Consider the following 18,112-nt stretch of genomic DNA (forward strand, 5'->3'; position numbering starts at 1 on the left):
TTTTTCATATCCACCTCAAAGGTTCTTCTTTTTCTTCTTATTGTAATACCATATACCACCATAAATCAGCGTAATCATAATGATGAGAATCGTCAGGCGGAAAGCATGCTCCTCCATATTGACCACATCATGTCCCAGCACCACTTCCATAGCCGTGGATGGCAGCTTGCCGATGAGACAGCCCAGGGCGTAGGAGCGGAAATGCATGCTGGAAAGGGCCGCAATAGCCGTGACCAGACCATTGGGCATATAGGGAATGGCTCTGGCAGCCGCCATGGCCTGCCAGGAATCATAGGAATCCAGTTTTTTCAGCGTTTTACTCTTATTGATAATATTCATAGCCATGCCCCGGAAAAGAGTACGCATGACATAGAAGGAAATAAGGACTCCCACTGTTTCCGCCAGCCAGGAAATGATAACACCCCAGAAAAGGCCGAAAATCAGTCCATTCGCCGTGGAAATAAAAATGGATGGAAGAAATCCGACGATATTGATGACCACATCAATGAAAAAGCTCATGAAGGCAGCATAAATACCAAAGCTGTGCAGGTACGCAATGGTGCCTCTCAGATCTCCATCCTTTGACAAATGATAAATGGTAGGGTAAAAAGTAGGATCAAAGAAATGGATAGCCGCCAGCACCAGTATCAGCAGCGCAAGAACAGAGAGGCGGAATTTCCGCTCCCCCTTCTCATTCCAATTTCGATATCTCATAAAAGGCCTCTGTTATATACAGAATACGCAAAAAGCAGAAGGATAGCCAGCCTCTAAAGCAGAAGAGATTCACCTTGACAAATCCTCCTCTCCATAAAGGCAGAAAGCTCTTTCCCTATTTTTATATTATCTGCTGTTTTATAAATATATAATACCATTGTTTTAAATAAAATTAAATCCCAGGCTTCCGGTAAGACCCCTTCCATCATAGGGAAAAGCTCCCTGCACAGGCTCCCTTAGGGCAAAAGAAAAAGCAGACCTTTGGCGTCTGCTTTTTCACTGCTCCCGAAAGTTCGGTCAATGACTGCTTCCACAGATTTCGTCCGCATAGCTGCGGATTGTATCAGCCATATCTTTCCGGTCCACTGTCTCCATAAACCGTTTCGGACGATTTTCCAGCTCTCCCAGCTGTTTAGGAACAGGAATGCCCGTTTTATCTGCAATTTCACGGAGCGTATCGTAGGGACTTTCCATTTCTTTAAGACCCAGTGCTTTGGCTACTACGCCAGGGAACTTGTATGGATGGGCCGTACTGATAATGACAGTGTGGGAATGACGGGGAATCTCCCCTTCCCTTCTCAAATGGTCATAAACCGCATAGGCCACAGCGGTGTGAGGATCCATGAGATAATCATAGTTTTCGTACACCTCGCTCATGGCATGGGACATATCTTCCGGAGAAGCCCAGCCGCCCATCATTTCCATGTCTGCCTTGGCAAAGGTCTCTTTGGAAACTTCATACTTTCCTTCCTTCTTCAATCTGTCCATACTTTCCCTCACCTGCTCTGCCGATCCGGTAAGGTAGTAGAGGAACCGTTCAAAATTGGAGGAAATGAGAATATCCATGGACGGTGCTTCGGTCATGTAGAAAGGACGGTTGATATCATATACACCGGTTTCAAAGAAGTCCGCCAGTACTTTGTTTTCATTGGAAGCGCAGATCAGCCGGCCAATGGGTGCTCCCACCTGCTTTGCCAGCCAGGCAGCCAGAATATTGCCGAAATTGCCGGTAGGCACTACCACGTTGAAAGATTCATGTTCGCCGATGGAACCATTTTTCAAAAGCTTCAGCCAGATCCATACATAGTACACCACCTGAGGCAGAAGACGGCCGATATTAATGGAATTGGCGCTGGAGAAAAGAACACCCTTTTCTGCTTCCTCTTTCCGAAGTCTGCTTCCGAAAACCTGCTTCAGCGTTCCCTGGGCATCATCAAAATTGCCTTCAATACCCACCACCTTCACATTGCTGCCCAGCTGCTTCTGCATCTGATCCTTCTGCAGCGGGCTGACACCATGGGAAGGATAGAAAACCATAATATGGACGCCCGGCACATCGCGGAATCCTTCCAGTGCTGCTTTTCCCGTATCGCCGGAAGTGGCAGTCAGAATCAGGATTTCCTGATCATCCTTTTCCTCTTTCTTTGCATATACAAGAAGATAGGGGAAAAGAGACAGCGCCAGATCTTTGAAAGCACAGGTCCTGCCATGGAACATATCCGCCATGGAAAATGCCTGAGACAGGGGCTTAACCGGTACAATGTCTTTTGTTTCAAAAGTACCGGTATAAGCACTGTGAGTCAGCTTTTTCAGCTCCTCTTCCGGAATATCCGTGAGGAAATGGGACAGCACGAACGCTGCCAGCTCCTCATAGGTCATATCTTTCAGTTCATCTGCATGAAGAAAAGGAGCCGGGAGAAATTCCGGTACATACAGGCCGCCGTCATCAGCCAGCCCTTTCACCAGCGCCTCTTCTGCCGTTACTGTTTCATTACTTCTGGTACTTCTGTATTTCATAGGACACCTCCGAAGAATTTTTCCCGTTTGCACCTATTCTATCATAAATGGCAGGGGAGAGACAGGGCCTTCTGTGGGGCCCTGCCTTCCCCATGAGAGTTTTCAGGTGCAATGGCCCCTGGGCAGCCGATGGGGAAAATTGCTGTTTTACAGCAGCAGTTATAAAGCAGCCGCGCCGTCACTTTCATCGGTACCCCGCTGCCAGTCCAGTGGAGCCAGGTATGACAGGCAATAAAAAATCCCACGAAAACTCGTGGGATGTAAGTTCTTGGTGGACCATCAGGGTTTCGAACCCCGGACACCCTGATTAAGAGTCAGGTGCTCTACCAGCTGAGCTAATGGTCCGTTCAACGGAAATGATTATATCATTTTCTTCATCATCTGTCAAATCTTTTTTTATTTGATTTGAAAGATTTTTCAGATGACTGCCTTCATCGGGCAACAAAGATACTATACCATAAGATGCCTGTTTTTTCAAATTAGATATTGATGAGAATTAATAATGAATGCCATATTTCTGTTTCAGTTCTTCAATATCCGCCCTCATATCCCGGTCGCAGGCTTCCAGCGCCTCTTTCAGATGGGGCAGGTGCTGACGGGCCATGAACGCTTTCTTGGCACTGGCCATTTTATAGATATGGGCCAGCTCCCTTTTATAGGATGCCATGAACTCCTGCAGTTCTTCTTCCGTCAGTTCTCTCTCTTCCGGAGAATCGATTTTTTCGTCCTTATCCATAGGTCCTCCTTATCAAAAAATCCTTATGCCGGATGAAAGGCATAAGGATTTCAAATTTCTGGTGCGTCTAGAGGGATTCGAACTCTCGACACCTGGTTCCGGAGACCAGTGCTCTATCCACTGAGCTATAGACGCCTAACAAGGAGTATTATAGCACAAAGGGTGGATAAAGGAAAGAGGTTTTTATTTTTCTACAAAAACCCGGGGAATTCTCTTGAGGTCACAGGTGATTTCATGAGGAATGGTACCGGCGGTCTTTGCCACTTCGTCCAGGGTGATTTCCCCTTCTCCCTGCCGGCCCATGAGGATGACTTCATCGCCCGGTTTCACAGAATCATCTACTGCCACCATGAACTGGTCCATGCAGATGCGTCCCACAATGGGGCAGCGTTTTCCACCAATGAGAACTTCTCCCTTATTGGAGAGGCAGCGGGGATAACCGTCAGCATAGCCGATGGGGACGGTGGCGGTCTTCATGTCTTTATCAGCCACATAGGTGCCGCCGTAGCCGATGGCTTCTCCTTTATGCAGTGTCTGTACATGGGTCACATGGCTCACGATGCGCATGACATACTGGAGATCCAGTTTATGTTCCATTTCATCAGAAGGCTGGGGTCCATAGATAATAATGCCCGGGCGGGCCAGATTATGCCAGCTCTTAGGAATGTCGATGACGCCGGCACTGTTGGCAGAGGAAATGACGAAATCATCGGTGACCGACATCTGGGCAATGGCTTCATCGAAGCGGTCCAGCTGCTTCAGGGCTGCTGACTTATCTTTGCAGTCTGCTGTAGCCATATGGGTCCAGGTGCCATGGAGATGAAGATGGGGATAACCGGCCAGTTTTTTCAGGAAAGGCTTCACATCTTCCGGATGGGTGCCGATGCGGTTCATGCCCGTATCAATCGGCATCATGACTTCCACTGTTTTACCGGCGCCTTTGGCAATATCTTCAAAAGCGTCAAGGTCTACCGTATCGTCCACCGGAAGGGTGAGGTCATATTTTACACCCATGAGCATATCTTCCGGAAGGGGAAGGCCCAGTACATAAATGGGGCAGGTAAATCCGGCTTCCCGGAGCTTCGCGCCCTCTTCTACCCTGGCTACTGCAGCTGCCGTATATCCTTCTTCCATTGCAATGCGGAGTGTTTCCACAGCGCCATGACCATAGGCATTGGCTTTAACCACGGCCAATACATTCACTTCCTTGGGCAGGTGCTGGCGAATGACTCTCAGATTGTGGCGAAGTGCATTCAGATTGATTTCCATGTAAGAAACAGGCATAACAAAATCTCCCTCCAATAAAAAAAGTCACCGCAGCTGAAATTCACGGGTTTTCCCCGTCAGAAAGCCGCGATGCTTCGTAGTCCTTATGAAATTGTATTCCAAAGGGTTACCCTTATCATAATGCAACGGCGCTAAAAAGAAAAGGGCCTGACGCAAAATTGTAAGTGAAGAGAAAGGGCAAGTCTCATTCCTTCACCTTTTCCCGTGGCTATTCATCTCTCAGAAACTGCTCAAACACATAATTTCCCAAAGCCGCTCCATGGTAAGTGAGGAAGAGATGACGGTCCTCCTCTGTAAGCAGTTTCTGTTTTTTCAGCATTGCCACCTGTCTGCCATACCAGAAGGAGAGAGGATGGCCGTAGCGGTGCTCGAAGTCATCCAGCGGAATGCCCTCTTTCATGCGCAGGTGAAGGAAACAATATTCTTCCATTTCATCCTTTTCCGTCAGCTCTTCTATCTCTTCTGCCGGAGCGCTGCCGGTCAAAAGATCTTTTTCATACATCCTCACGCCGGGGCTGATGGTAAAGCGGGTACGGCCGATGCGGGAAGACGCCGCCGGTCCCAGTCCCAGGTAGTCAGAAAGTTCCCAGTATTTCCGGTTATGCCGGGAGCGGTATCCTTTCCGGGCAAAGCTGGATATTTCATACCGTTCAAAGCCGTAATGAGGAAGGATGCGGCACATATCCTGGTACATGGCCCAGCTTTCCTCTTCGGTAGGCCTTGGAAGCTTTCCTTTGTCTGCCAGCTGGGCAAAGCGGGTGCCCTCTTCCAGGATAAGGCTGTACACGGACACATGGGTAATGGGCAGGTGCACTGCCCAGAGAAGAGATTTTCTGAAATCCATGACACTCTGCCCCGGCAGTTCATACATGAGATCTACACTGATATTACGAAATCCCAAGTCCCAGGCCCTCTTCACCGCCTTTTCCGCTTCCGAAGCAGTGTGAAGACGGCCGATTGTTCTAAGAAGCCTGTCGTCATGACTCTCTACGCCTATGGAAATGCGGTTGATGCCGAGAGCCCTGGCATGGCGCAGGTAGGAATCCGTCATATCGCAGGGATTCATTTCCATGGTGATTTCCGGATGGTCCGATATATGGAACCGGCGCCGGATATTGTCCATCACTTCTGCAAGCTGATTTTCCGAAAGGGATGAAGGTGTACCGCCGCCAAGATAGATGGTATCGCAGAGATAATCCTGAAAGGCGGGGCTTCTCATTTCCATTTCCTTTGCCAGGGCTTTCAGAAAAGAGTCATCCGGTTTCCTCCCAATGGAATAGAAGCCGCAGTAGGCACAGCGCCTTCTACAGAAGGGTATATGAATATAAAGTCCCAGGTCAGTCATCTTTCAGAACCGCCATGAATGCTTCCTGCGGAATTTCTACACTGCCCACCTGTTTCATGCGCTTCTTTCCTTCCTTCTGCTTTTCCAGAAGCTTTTTCTTACGGGTCACGTCACCGCCATAGCATTTGGCCAGTACGTCCTTCTTGTAAGCCTTAATGGTTTCCCTGGCAATAATTTTGCTTCCGATGGCAGCCTGGATGGGCACTTCAAACTGCTGACGAGGAATAATATCCTTCAGCTTCAGCGCCAGAGCCCGGCCCCGGGCAGGCGCATTGCTGCGGTGAACAATGATGGACAGGGCATCCACCAGATCCCCGTTCAGGAGGATATCCAGCTTCACGGCATCGGTCTTCTGATATCCGTCCAGCTGATAGTCCAGGGACGCATAGCCTTTGGTGCAGGATTTCAACTTGTCAAAGAAATCAAAAATAATTTCAGAAAGAGGAATCTTATAGGTCAGATCCACCCTGGTCTCATCCAGGTATTCCATGGTCTGGAATACGCCGCGGCGGTTCTGTACCAGTTCCATCACGTTGCCTACCATATCCGATGGCACCAGGATATCCACCTTGGCCACCGGCTCTTCGATATGTTCGATTTTCGTCATAGGCGGCAGTTCTGCCGGATTATCCACCGGTACCATGGTGCCGTCGGTTTTGAAAACATGGTAAATAACGGAAGGCGCCGTGGTGATAAGCTTTAAGTGGTATTCCCTTTCCAGTCTTTCCTGTACCACATCCATATGAAGAAGTCCAAGGAAGCCGCAGCGGAAACCGAATCCCAGGGCCTGGGATGTTTCCGGTACAAATTCCAGCGCTGCATCGTTGAGCTTAAGTTTTTCCAAAGCTTCCTTCAGATTATCATAGTCCTTACTGTCAATGGGATAGAGGCCGCAGAAAACCATGGGGAGAGCCTTCCGGTATCCCGGCAGGGCCTCGGAAGCCCCGTTTTCCGCTGTGGTAATGGTATCCCCCACTTCGCAGTCCTGGACATTCTTGATACTGGCAGCCACATAGCCTACGGAGCCGCAGGTCAGGATATCACAGGCCTTGGGGAAAGGGGAGAAATACCCCACTTCCGTTACCGTATACACCTTGCCGGAGGCCATCATGCGGATATTCATGCCCGGCTTGATTTCTCCATCCATAACACGGACATAGGCAATGGCTCCCTTGTAAGAATCGAAGATGGAATCAAAAATAAGGCAGCGCAGCGGCTTTTTCGTATTGTCCGGAGGCGGCGGCACCTGCTCCACAATCCGTTTCAGCACCTCTTCCACATTTTCCCCGGTTTTGGCAGAAACTGGAATGGCATCAGACATGTCGAGACCGATGATATTTTCTACTTCCTTCTTTACCCGGTCAATATCGGCACTGGGGAGATCGATTTTATTAATGACCGGAATGATTTCCAGGTTGTGATCCAATGCCAGGTACACATTGGCCAGGGTCTGGGCCTGCACGCCCTGGGTGGCATCAATGATAAGGATGGCCCCTTCACAGGCAGAAAGACTGCGGGATACTTCGTAATTGAAGTCCACATGGCCTGGGGTGTCGATGAGATTCAGCTCGTAGGTATCGCCGTCTTCATACTTGTACATGAGGCGTACGGACTGCTCCTTGATAGTAATGCCCCTTTCCCTCTCCAGATCCATGGTATCCAGAATCTGGGCTTCCATATCTCTCTTCTGCACCGTGCCGGTAAGCTCGATGAGCCGGTCCGCCAGGGTAGACTTGCCATGGTCGATATGGGCAATAATTGAAAAATTTCTGATATGTTCTGTATCCATAATGACTCCTGTAAAAAAGAATGGTCTGTCTTCTATCATCAATTTATATTTTACTATAAATATCTCTTCTATGAAATACTTCTGCGCCCTGGCGGGCAATAAAGCCTCGGCAATAATTTCCTGCTGACATGGACTGCCTTCGTGTCATGCCGAGTAGGTACCCCTTCACTCATACTTCACTTCTCCTGTCTGCTTCCCTGTCTTCCCACAAGACCCGGTGCGGCAATGGCAAGGATAACGAGCAGGATGCCCAGGGCCTGGAGAGAGTCAAAGCGGACGTCAAAGAGGAAAAGGGAGGCAATGACAGATACTGCCGGTTCCACCGTAGCGGTGACGGAGGCCTGGGCCTCACTGAGGTAATGAAGACCCGCATTATAGCAGGTAAAAGCCACCACGGTGCCGCAGATAACGATCCAGAAGGAATCAAAGAGCACCGAACGCTGAAAAAAGCCGGAAAAATCGGTGACCGGATCAATCAGCCAGGCAGAAATGGCACCGGTAAACATGCCTATAGCCAGGATAAAGGAATTGTCCATGACTGTCATCAGGTGCTTGGGATACACAGCGCAGACTGCGAAGAAAAGTGCTGAGGCCAGTGCCAGGTAGACGCAGGCTGCCGGTACGGAAATGCGATGGATATCACCGCCGGTAACAAGAAGAAATACACCGGCTATGGCCAGCACCACTGCCAGCAGTTCCCCCCGGGCCGGGAGCTTTCTATTTTTCAGAGAAACCCACAGGATCACCATGGCCGGGCAGGTATACTGGATGACTGTGGCAGCAGCCGCATTTCCTGCCGCAATAGAAGCAAAATAGGTATAGTGCATAAGCATAAGCCCCACGATGCCATAAAATATCAGCTCCAGAAAAAGTAGGGGCTTTCTCTTGACGGCCCTTACCCCTGCCTTCCACTGCCCTTTCATCAGGGATACAAGAAACATGATGATGCCCGCAGAAAACATGCGGAACACCGTGAGATCCATGGCATCAAGGCCGCTCTTCCTGAAAAAATCCTGAGCTGCCAGCCCTGTCCCTGCCCACATGGTGCCGGCAATCAAAACCATGATGACTGCAAAGAGCTTCATTCGGCTCCCCTCTTTTCATTTTCGAAATCCACAGGCTCCATGGAAATCCATGAGGAAGCTCGTATAAAAAAAGACTTCATCAATGATTCAGTGCTTCCCCAATACACAAAAACCCGCCATCACGGCGGGTCATACAATCTGGTGGGACTATTTGGATTCGAACCAAAGACCTCTTCGATGTCAACGAAGCGCTCTGACCAACTGAGCTATAACCCCGGATACTGAGGTCATTATATCATGGGATAAGAGAAAAAAGCAAATATTATAAAAGGTGACGCGCTGCGGCCCCTTTCCAGTCCAAAGGAGCTGCAGTGCGCTCAAAGTACAAAAGGACAGGGCTCTGGAAGGGGCTGTATTTCTTCCCTCAAGAGGAGAAGAAAAGTTTTAACCGCCCATTCTTTGAGTCGTCCCTGTCCTTCCTCTTAGAAGTCAAAGAGGGACATCTGCTCTTCGTCAGGCAGGTCCTTCAATATGCCCATGTCATCCATAGTATCAATAATGGTCTGGCTCACCTTTCCCCTCTTCCGGAGGTCTTCCTTGGAGGTGAAGGGATGGTTGTCCCTGGCTCTTACGATTTCCTTGGCTACGGAATCACCGAGGGCAGGAATGCAGTTGAAAGGCGGCAGCAGTTTCCCGTCCACCATTTTGAATTCGGAGGCTGCCGACTTGTCCAGGCTGATAGGCAGGAATTCCAGTCCCCGGAGATACATTTCCGCCGCCACTTCGATGACTGTGGCATTGCCTTTTTCCACAGCCGTAGGATGTTCCAGGGACGCAATGCGGGCCAGTTCCTGTTTCTGGGATTCCAGTCCCTTCAAAATGACCGGCGCATTGAAAGATCCCTCGGCGCGGATGGTAAAGTAGGCAGCGTAGTAGGCCAAAGGCTGGTACACCTTAAACCAGGCAATGCGGAAGGCCATCATAACGTAGGCCACCGCATGGGCCCTGGGGAAAAGATAGCCGATTTTCAGGCAGGAGTCGATGAACCACTGGGGCACATGGGCCGCATCCAGTTCCGCCTTGTTGTTGGAACCATTCTTTTCCAGGCCTTTCCCTTTACGCACATTCTCCATCACCTTGAAGGAGGTGAGCGGTTTGACGCCATGCTTGATGAGATAGTTCATAACGTCGTCACGGGTGGAAATGGCATCTTCCAGTTTGACTGTGCCGTTCTTGATGAGGTCCTGGGCATTGTTCAGCCACACGTCGGTGCCGTGGGAGAAGCCGGAAATTCGCACCAGCTCGGAGAAATTTTTAGGCCTGGTGTCTTCCAGCATGCCCCGGACGAAGGGGGTGCCGTATTCCGGAAGTCCCAGGGCGCCTACCGTCACCCCTTTATTTCCAATCACCGACGCCAGCTGCTGGGGTGTAATTCCCAGCGCTTCAGTGGAGCTGAAAAGGGAAAGGGTCTTCTTGTCATCAAAGGGAATGGACATGGGGTCGATTCCCGTAATATCCTGGAGCATACGGATAACTTTCGGATCATCGTGACCCAGAATGTCCAATTTCAGCATACGGCCGGAAATGGAATGGTAATCAAAATGGGTAGTAATGGTGCCGGGAATGATATGACCGTCTTCATCTTTCAGGTATTTTTTATTGGCTGCATACTGAAGGGGCGTGAAATTGTGGATGTCCATGTCGCGAGGACATACCATAATGCCCGCCGGATGCTGACCGGTGGTTCTCTTCACCCCGGCCACTCCGGCAGCCAGCTTTTCAATGAAAATATCATTAAAGGTGAGGCCCCGGTTTTCTGCATATTTCTTTACAAATCCATAGGCCGTCTTATCCTGGATGCCTGCAATGGTACCGGCTCGGAATACATTGTCCCTTCCGAAAAGCTCTTCCGTGTATTTATGGGCCACACCCTGGTCATCGCCGGAAGAGAAATTAAGGTCGATATCAGGCACCTTGTCTCCATCGAACCCAAGGAATACGGCAAAGGGGATATCATGACCATTCTTGCTCAACGGCGTTCCGCACTTAGGGCATTTCTTGTCCGGCAGGTCGAATCCGCCGCCTACGGAGCCATCTGTGAAGAACTGGCTCCAGTGGCATTTGGGGCAGACATAGTGAGGCGGCAGTGGATTGACTTCCGTAATGCCTGACATGGTGGCAACAAAGGAAGAACCTACGGAGCCTCGGGAGCCTACCAGGTATCCCCGGTCGTTGGAATGTTTAACCAGTTTATGGGCAATGTAGTACAGTACGCCGTAGCCGTGCTTGATAATCGGCGTCAGTTCCAGAGTAAGCCGGTCTTCCACGATTTTGGGAAGGGGATCCCCATAAATGGCGTGAGCGTTGTCATAGCACATTTTCACCAGTTTGTCATCGGCCCCTGCAATCTTCGGGTTGTAAGATTTCCATTCTTCTGCCAGGGGCTTTAAAACTTCACACTGCTCTGCTATTTTCCTGGTATTGGTTACCACGATTTCAATGGCCTTGTCTCTGGGGAGGTAGGAAAATTCATCCAGCATTTCCTGGGTGGTGCGGATATAAACCGGCGGATGGGATTCGATTTTCCCCGGTTTTTCCCAGTTGGAGAGCAGGATATCCCTGTTCCGCTGGTCTTCGGCAAACATATAATGGGCATCGGAAGTGGCACATACCGGACGGCCTGCCTTTTCCCCGATTTCGATGACTTTCCTGTTCAGGTCCTGCAGGTCCTTTTTCGAATTCACATTGCCGAATTTATCTTCATTGATAAGGAATTCATTATTTCCCAGCGGCTGCACTTCCAGGTAGTCATAAAATTTGGCTTTTTCAATAAGCTCTTCATCGCTTTCCCCCGCCAGAACGGCGCGGAAAAATTCGCCCATCACGCAGGCGGAACCGTAAATCAGTCCCTCATGGTATTCTTCCAGAATGGGTTTGGGAATCAAGGGCCGTTTCCGATAAAATTTCAGATGGGACAGGGTGACCATGCGGTACAGATTCCTAAGGCCTGTAATGTTTTTGGCCAGGATAATGATATGGTTGTACTGCTGGCGGTCCGTATCCGGATCTTCCGGGATTTCATCAATCATGTACCCTTCCATACCGTAAATCACCTTCTGGTGATATTTCTCCGCCAGGTCCTGGATTTTGGGAAATGCCTGAATCACGCCGTGGTCCGTAATAGCTACGGCAGGATGATGCCATTTGGCAGCGGTCTTGATGATTTCTTCATTATCAATGAGGCCATCCAGACTCATTTTGGTATGAAGATGGAGTTCCACCCGGGGCGTGGGATAAGTATCCTCATGGTCAATGACCTGGGCTTCCCCTTTTTCCATCTGCTGCAGTTCCAGAGTCAGACCGCCGGAGTACTTGTCAAAGCGTACGTTGCCTCGCACCTTCACCACAGTGCCTGGTTTCAGTGACTCCACCCCCTCCGCATCCTCGGGATGATCAAAAAATTTCTTGCAGGGAATGCCGTTGCTGTCATCAGCCAGCCGCATGAGGAGAAGCTTCTTTTTGCTTCGAAGTTCCCTCACTTCAGAGCTGATGACGGTACCCGTGAAGATGACACCATCTGCTTCGTCTGTAATGGTTCTGATTTCCACAGGATCTCCGGTAATGTGCTTTCTGCCCAGATAGATGCCATTGGAGGCCCCCTTCTTTCCCCCATCTTTAGGGGAAGGAACGAAGGCGCTCTTTGGGAGCACGCTGGTCAGGTCTGGAAGTATGTCAGGCATATCCATTTCCGGCACACTTTCTGCTTCCGGCGGCAGCGGCGCTGCTTCCGGAGGAATATCATCCAGCGAAGGCAGGGGCACATCATCAGGAGGGAGCGCATAATTTTCCAGGGGTTCTTCATCGGGAAGGGGAATACTGTCCATACCAGCCTCGCCGGAAGGCATGGGGTCTGACGGCCCCTGATCCACAGGGGCGCCCATGTGAATGGCAATGGATGAAAATACTTCATCTGATACGTCTTCTCCATTGATATAAATAGACTCCACCGGCAGGATTTCCCTTCCCATATCCCTGAGAGCCCGGATAGCCGCATTCCTGTCATCGGCCTTGATGTACCAGGCCCTGCATTCTGTATCTACCTCCATCAGTGTAATCATGGAATTCTTATTCCGTGACTGCAGACGGTATTTTCCCATGTATGTACTCCTTTCGTGATAAAACCGGCCCCAGGCGGAAAGGTGCTTTCCCGCGATGATTCAGGCGGAAAGACTTTTCCTTATTCTTTCGGCAGGTCCTCCTTGTTCTTATAGGTAATCACCGTATCCACGGCTTCGTAGTCCGATTCAAAAAGGTCATGATAGACTCTGCCATCGGCCCATTTCACGCTCTGTTTGACGGTCACATTTTTTCCTTCATGACCTTCTTCTGTTTTTTGTTCTTCCTTCTGGGAAGGATCCACGCGGTTTACGGTTTTAAAAGGCACCGTTTCTTCCTTTGTTTTGGAAATATCTACATAGGAAGGCTTGTCTTCCTTATTTCCCAAAATCCAGACAGATATGGAGCCCGGCGCATATTCCGCATAAATATAAACGCCGTGTTTCAGATGATTTCGGAAACAGAAATCAATGACTCCCTCCGCCACCGTGGCATCCCGCCCCAAGGGGACATAGGATACGGGGGAGAAGTGGCAGGTACGCTGCGTCACTTCCAGCCCTGCAAGAAGTACGGCATTGAAAAGGGTGGAACTCACCTGACATACGCCGCCGCCGGAGCCCGGTTCCAGTTTGCCGTTAATAATGACCGGTGCCTCTTTATACCCATTGGCTGCAGAGCGGGAACCGGTGGTGCGGTTGTAGGAAAAATCGGCGCCGGGTTTCAGATAGGTGCCGCTGATTTTTTCCGCTGCCAGGGAAATATTACTGTTCCTGTTGGCATCTCCTCCGAAAGAGGTGCTGTATCGAGCCAGCACTGTATTGATTTCCTCTGCTTCCTTATCGGACATGTTCGGCTTCACTTCTTCCGTCACGGGGATCTCCATTTCTCCCCCTCTGCCTGTTTCCAGCATGTCCTTCACCCCCTGCATCAGGTCTTCTTCCTGAATAGCCAGATGGGGCCGTCCTTTGGAAAAGGTAATGGAGCCGTCACTATGGAAACGGGGCATGGCGTTCTGCGGCGGTTTGCTGTATGTCTTGATCAGCTGGTCGGCCTTCTTTTTCACCGCTTCCTCATCAAAGGAAGCATCTATATGGGCCGCTTTCCCCGAAAGAAGGGCTGCCCAGCGGTCTTTCCACTGCTGGAAAAGGCTTCCCTGTCTGCCGATAGCCATAGCTTCGTCCAAGCTGTGTTCATCATAGGAGACGTGCAGGTCCTTATAATTCCAGGTCTCCTTCACCGAATCCTTCACCAGATTCAGATTCTCCTCCTCCATGGCTTTATTTTCTTCCTGCAGGAAATCCATCATCTGCGCTTTGGAAAAACCGCCTGCCGAAACGCCGTTAATTCTCACGCCCGGAATCACCGAATCACCTTTCACCCAAAGAAAGGGGGCAGCAGCTCCCGTGAGGAGCGCCACCAGTGAAATCATGCCAGCTATCCGTTTAATTCGTAATTTCAATGACCGGTTACCTTCATTTCATACAATATGTCAGAAGCAGGTCTTTCAATTCCATTTCAGAAGAACCCTGCCTTGTTTTCATCTGATAATTAAAAATCTGGAGCAGAAACCATTCTGCTTTCTTTTCTCCCACTTTGGCTGCTTCATTCTGCATATTCCGCCACATCCAGGAGCTGCGGATGCCCAGAGCCTGCCTGATTTCTCCCTCAGGGCGGCGGTTCCTTTTCATTTCGTGAAAAATCTTGATTTTCCTGAATTTGGAGGAAAGGAAGCCCAGGTTCTTAATGGTAGTGGAAATATCTGTGAAAACGCGGTCCGTGCTTTCCAGCACCACACTGGCCTTCCTATCCAGAAGGGCGTCGGTAAAGCGGAAAATCCCCTGGTTCATATAATCCGGAAGGGCCGCTTCCAGCAGTTTTCGACTCACTGTGTCCCGATTTCCGCACATCAGCACAATTTTATCACATTCCGTCTGGAGAAGGGGAGCAGAAATCTGCTCCCAGGAAGACAGAACGGTCTCCAGATACCCCCGGGCCTCGTAATCCACCCGTTTCCCTGCATCCGCCAGCATCCGAATCATGGTGCCTGCCGCATCTCTGGGATTCATCAGACTGTATTCCTCGCTGCAACAGACAGAAAGGAGGTTTTTAATGATTTTCGTCCTTTTATCGGGCTTCCCATCCAGCAGGATGATGAGGAGGATATCTGGAGAAAGGTCTTTCACCGTTTCAAGAAAACTTTCCTCCCTGTGATCCTCCTTTTCGGACCGCCTTTTCAGAAAGGGCGGATTATGGAGGACCACCGCCGTTTCTGCAGTGAAAAGGGACTGCCCTTCCAGCGCATTCTGATAGGCTTCAAAAGTGCCGCTCCCGTCAAACAGGGTCACCTCCGGCGCCTTTCCATGAAAATAGGAATCAATGATCCTGTTCTTCCGTATATTGGCGGACACGGGATCATCGCCGTATAAAAAGAAGCAGTTGCTTTTATTTAATTTCTTCATAACCATGATGTATTTTCCAGCTCCCACTTATGCCGGAAGGATGCGGTCTGCATGCCTTCCCTGTACACATTGGCTGCCTGATAATTTTTGAATTCAAATAAATCCACATCCTCAAAGGACGAGGAAAGACGGCTTCCGCCATAAACCACTGCCTCCGCCTTGACCCGGTCCATTTCCTCCTCCCTGATACCTGCTCCATTCTTCCGACCGGAAGCAATCCAGAGGGTATGGACAGGAAAGGACATTTTCTCCATTCCCCTTCTTCCCGAAAGGTAGACGCCCCTGTCCTCCTCTGACAGAAGCCAGCTGCTCCCATTGGTGACAAAGGACAGGCGCCCCAGACGGAGGCGGGATTTGGAAAGCGCCCGGATCTTTCCCTCAAACCCCTGAAGAAGGCGGGGCGTCTTTTCCTTTGCCCTGCCGCCGGTCACCCAGATTTCTTTCACCGGCACCGGCAGCGTTAGAGGAAGCGGTTCCTTCACGTCTTCCAGATTTAAAATGAGAATATCCGCATCAAAAATCCCTTCATAGCCAAGAATCGACTTCCATTCCCAGTCCGACGTGTGGGAGGGAATGCTGCCGCCCTTATAGTATAAGATTTTATGCTCTCCTGTGACAAGTACCGCTCCCTGGTCCGGGCCAAGGTCAGGGCAGTATACCACCCACTCCGGTCTGGTTATATAAAAGAAAAAGGTCAGACCCAGAAAAGAACACCACAGAAGAAGCGCTCCATACATCCTTTTGGGAACGGAAAAGATTTCTTTTTTGAAATAGCAGATTCCTACCGTGACATAGTACAGAAGAATCTGTACCATGGTCAACCCGCCGGTTTGGACCTGGGCCCCCGGCCAGGAAGACAGATGAAGATTCAGATGAAGCCCTGCCCAGAGAAGATAATCGGCCCCCTGGAGTATGCCTCCGGAAAGGGGCAGACACACCGGTGCCGCAGCAGCCGCCACCAGACCTGCTATGATCACCCATTCCAGAAAAGGGGTGACAAAAAGATTGGCCGGAATGAAATAGAGGGGAAAGGTATGAAAATCATAGAGCATCACCGGAATGGTGAGCACCTGGGCTGCCGTGGACAGAGCCACTCCTTCCTTCACCCACCGGGGCAGGAAGGAAATCCTTGAAAGCTCTCCCATAAGAGGTCTGTAAAAAAGGAGAATACCTGCCGACGCCCCTACAGACAGCTGGAAACTCACATCATAGAGGTAAAAGGGATCCCACAGCAGCATGCCTGCCACCGCCGCCCCCAGGAGGTTGAGAGAAGTCTTCTCCCGCTCCAGGAATACACCGCCTACGGAAAGAATACCCATCACCGCTGCACGGATGACCGGAGGCACCAGACCGGACAGGAGGGCATAAAAAAGAACTAGCACAATGGATCCGCCTACCACCAGCTTTTTAGGCAGGTGAAGCCATTTGCCAAGAAAATAGAGGAAGCCGAAAAGAAGGGCCACATGAGATCCTGAAACAGAAAGAATATGGATGATGCCGGTGGCGGAAAAAGAAGTCATGATATATTCCGGTATTTCATTATAATTTCCGCCAAAGAGCAGGGTCATAAGGATATGGAGCCTGAGAGGATCCATGTAGGGCTTAAACCAGGACTCCACCTTTCCTTTGATTTCGTCGGCCAGTCGGCCGGCCCTGTACTCACCGCTTTCTCCCAGAAAATGGATTTTTTCCGGTTCCTGCGGATAAATCCTTCCCATGAGCCGGCGGCTCCGATAGCGCCCTTCTAGATCGATTTTACCGGGATTCTTATAAATCCTCACAGCCGTCATCTTTCCGGTGACGGAAATGGAATCTCCCGTGCCATAAAGCTTTTCCGGATGGGTATCATAAACAAAGGCCGTACCGGAAAGTGATTTTTCCACGCCGTCGCTGTAGGTGATAGATTCCAGTTCCGTGTAGTAGCGGGCATAGGCATCACCATCCCGGTTGACCGATGGCGCCTCCTTCACAATGCCAATCCAGCGCCCTTCGCTCCCTGCCGCCCAGGATGACTGCTGCTCGTAGTACCGGTCAGCCAGAAACATACGGCCCATACCGGCTGTGAGGATACACAGGAAAACCACCATCGGAAAAAGTCCCTTTTTCCTGCGGAAAAGGAAAGATAAAAGAAGAAAGCATCCCGCTGCCAGAGGAAAAGCCCAGGGCCAGCGCATGAAAAAAGAAGGGAAGGTGTCATAAAGCACCACTCCCAGCGCCAGAGAAAGGGCACTCCAAAGCAGGGGATACTTGGTATTCATAATGTGATTTTATCCGCCAGTTTTTTAAACTTCCCATCGCTGATAGATGGTACGTGCTTCAGATCCTCTTTTGTCCTGAAGCTTCCATGTTCTTCCCGGTAGGCCATGATTTTTTCGGCTGTCACCTTGCCGATGCCGGGCAGTGTTTCCAGCTCTTTCGCACCGGCCGTATTAATATTCACCAGTCCCAGGGCACCGGGGTCTTTCATATAGGGATCCAGGGGAATCCATATTTTCATACTTTCCGTCACCGGTTCAGCCATGTTCACAGCAGTCATGTCGGCATAGGGCAGCACATCCCCTGCCGCCTTCACGGCATCATAGTAATGACTGCCCTCCGGTATTTCATAGACTCCCGGATTCTTCACAGCCCCTACCACATAAACAAGGATTTTTCCTTTTTTCCCCTCTTCTGCCTGACTAACCGGGAGAGAGGGCTTCTCTTTTTCCTGCCTGAGGGACAGGGGATCCAGCACAAAAAAGGACAGTCCTATGAGAATACAGGCAATGCATGCGCAAAGAAGAATGGCTCTTCTTTTGTCTCCCTCGGTTCCCATAGGCCTGTCCCCCTGTTTCAAAAAGATTC

Annotated in this window: 13 protein-coding genes and 3 tRNA genes; all 16 read right to left on the reverse strand. The window is 50.2% G+C overall.

Annotation, left to right across the window (positions count from 1 at the left end):
* Positions 1 to 15: 15 nt before the first annotated feature.
* The 16 genes from NW747_RS00475 to NW747_RS00550 all read right to left on the reverse strand — a co-directional run bounded on the left by NW747_RS00475 (position 16) and on the right by NW747_RS00550 (position 18,083).
* Positions 16 to 714 carry a TVP38/TMEM64 family protein gene (locus NW747_RS00475; protein ID WP_008860110.1) on the reverse strand — a complete coding sequence of 233 codons (699 nt, stop codon included), beginning with the start codon at positions 712 to 714 and terminating at the stop codon, positions 16 to 18.
* A gap of 53 nt (positions 715 to 767) precedes the next feature.
* Positions 768 to 923: a hypothetical protein gene (locus tag NW747_RS00480; protein WP_273187470.1), complete on the reverse strand. Its 156-nt coding sequence runs from the start codon at positions 921 to 923 to the stop codon at positions 768 to 770.
* Positions 924 to 1,011: 88 nt separating this feature from the next.
* Complete coding sequence (thrC, locus tag NW747_RS00485; RefSeq protein WP_273187472.1) at positions 1,012 to 2,511, reverse strand: threonine synthase; 1,500 nt, start codon at positions 2,509 to 2,511, stop codon at positions 1,012 to 1,014.
* A gap of 269 nt (positions 2,512 to 2,780) precedes the next feature.
* A tRNA-Lys gene (locus NW747_RS00490) sits at positions 2,781 to 2,856 on the reverse strand.
* Positions 2,857 to 3,007: 151 nt separating this feature from the next.
* Positions 3,008 to 3,247 carry a hypothetical protein gene (locus NW747_RS00495; protein ID WP_273187475.1) on the reverse strand — a complete coding sequence of 80 codons (240 nt, stop codon included), beginning with the start codon at positions 3,245 to 3,247 and terminating at the stop codon, positions 3,008 to 3,010.
* 59 nt (positions 3,248 to 3,306) lie between these two features.
* A tRNA-Arg gene (locus NW747_RS00500) sits at positions 3,307 to 3,382 on the reverse strand.
* Positions 3,383 to 3,430: 48 nt separating this feature from the next.
* Complete coding sequence (gene alr, locus NW747_RS00505; protein WP_273187477.1) at positions 3,431 to 4,531, reverse strand: alanine racemase; 1,101 nt, start codon at positions 4,529 to 4,531, stop codon at positions 3,431 to 3,433.
* A gap of 211 nt (positions 4,532 to 4,742) precedes the next feature.
* Positions 4,743 to 5,879 (reverse strand): radical SAM family heme chaperone HemW, encoded by a 1,137-nt coding sequence (hemW, locus tag NW747_RS00510; RefSeq protein WP_273187479.1) that lies wholly within the window; start codon positions 5,877 to 5,879, stop codon positions 4,743 to 4,745.
* Complete coding sequence (gene lepA / locus NW747_RS00515; protein WP_008860105.1) at positions 5,872 to 7,668, reverse strand: translation elongation factor 4; 1,797 nt, start codon at positions 7,666 to 7,668, stop codon at positions 5,872 to 5,874. The genes hemW and lepA overlap by 8 nt, the downstream gene beginning before the upstream one ends.
* 176 nt (positions 7,669 to 7,844) lie before the next feature.
* Positions 7,845 to 8,753, reverse strand: coding sequence for an EamA family transporter (locus NW747_RS00520; RefSeq protein WP_273187482.1), 909 nt, complete (start codon positions 8,751 to 8,753; stop codon positions 7,845 to 7,847).
* A gap of 139 nt (positions 8,754 to 8,892) precedes the next feature.
* Positions 8,893 to 8,969: transfer RNA gene (locus NW747_RS00525), tRNA-Val, on the reverse strand.
* A gap of 206 nt (positions 8,970 to 9,175) precedes the next feature.
* Positions 9,176 to 12,850 carry a PolC-type DNA polymerase III gene (locus NW747_RS00530; protein WP_273187484.1) on the reverse strand — a complete coding sequence of 1,225 codons (3,675 nt, stop codon included), beginning with the start codon at positions 12,848 to 12,850 and terminating at the stop codon, positions 9,176 to 9,178.
* A gap of 80 nt (positions 12,851 to 12,930) precedes the next feature.
* Complete coding sequence (locus tag NW747_RS00535) at positions 12,931 to 14,268, reverse strand: VanW family protein (RefSeq protein ID WP_273187485.1); 1,338 nt, start codon at positions 14,266 to 14,268, stop codon at positions 12,931 to 12,933.
* 13 nt (positions 14,269 to 14,281) lie between these two features.
* Positions 14,282 to 15,274 (reverse strand): DNA polymerase III subunit delta, encoded by a 993-nt coding sequence (holA, locus tag NW747_RS00540; protein ID WP_273187488.1) that lies wholly within the window; start codon positions 15,272 to 15,274, stop codon positions 14,282 to 14,284.
* Entirely contained in the window at positions 15,265 to 17,526 is a 2,262-nt protein-coding gene (locus NW747_RS00545) for a ComEC/Rec2 family competence protein (RefSeq protein ID WP_273187489.1), read from the reverse strand. Before NW747_RS00545 ends, holA begins: the two co-directional genes overlap by 10 nt.
* A complete protein-coding gene (locus tag NW747_RS00550) occupies positions 17,523 to 18,083 on the reverse strand; it encodes a ComEA family DNA-binding protein (protein ID WP_273187491.1) in 561 nt (186 codons plus the stop codon). Before NW747_RS00550 ends, NW747_RS00545 begins: the two co-directional genes overlap by 4 nt.
* Positions 18,084 to 18,112 lie beyond the last annotated feature (29 nt).

It is taken from the genome of Dialister succinatiphilus, assembly GCF_928721695.1.
GTDB lineage: Bacteria > Bacillota > Negativicutes > Veillonellales > Dialisteraceae > Dialister > Dialister succinatiphilus.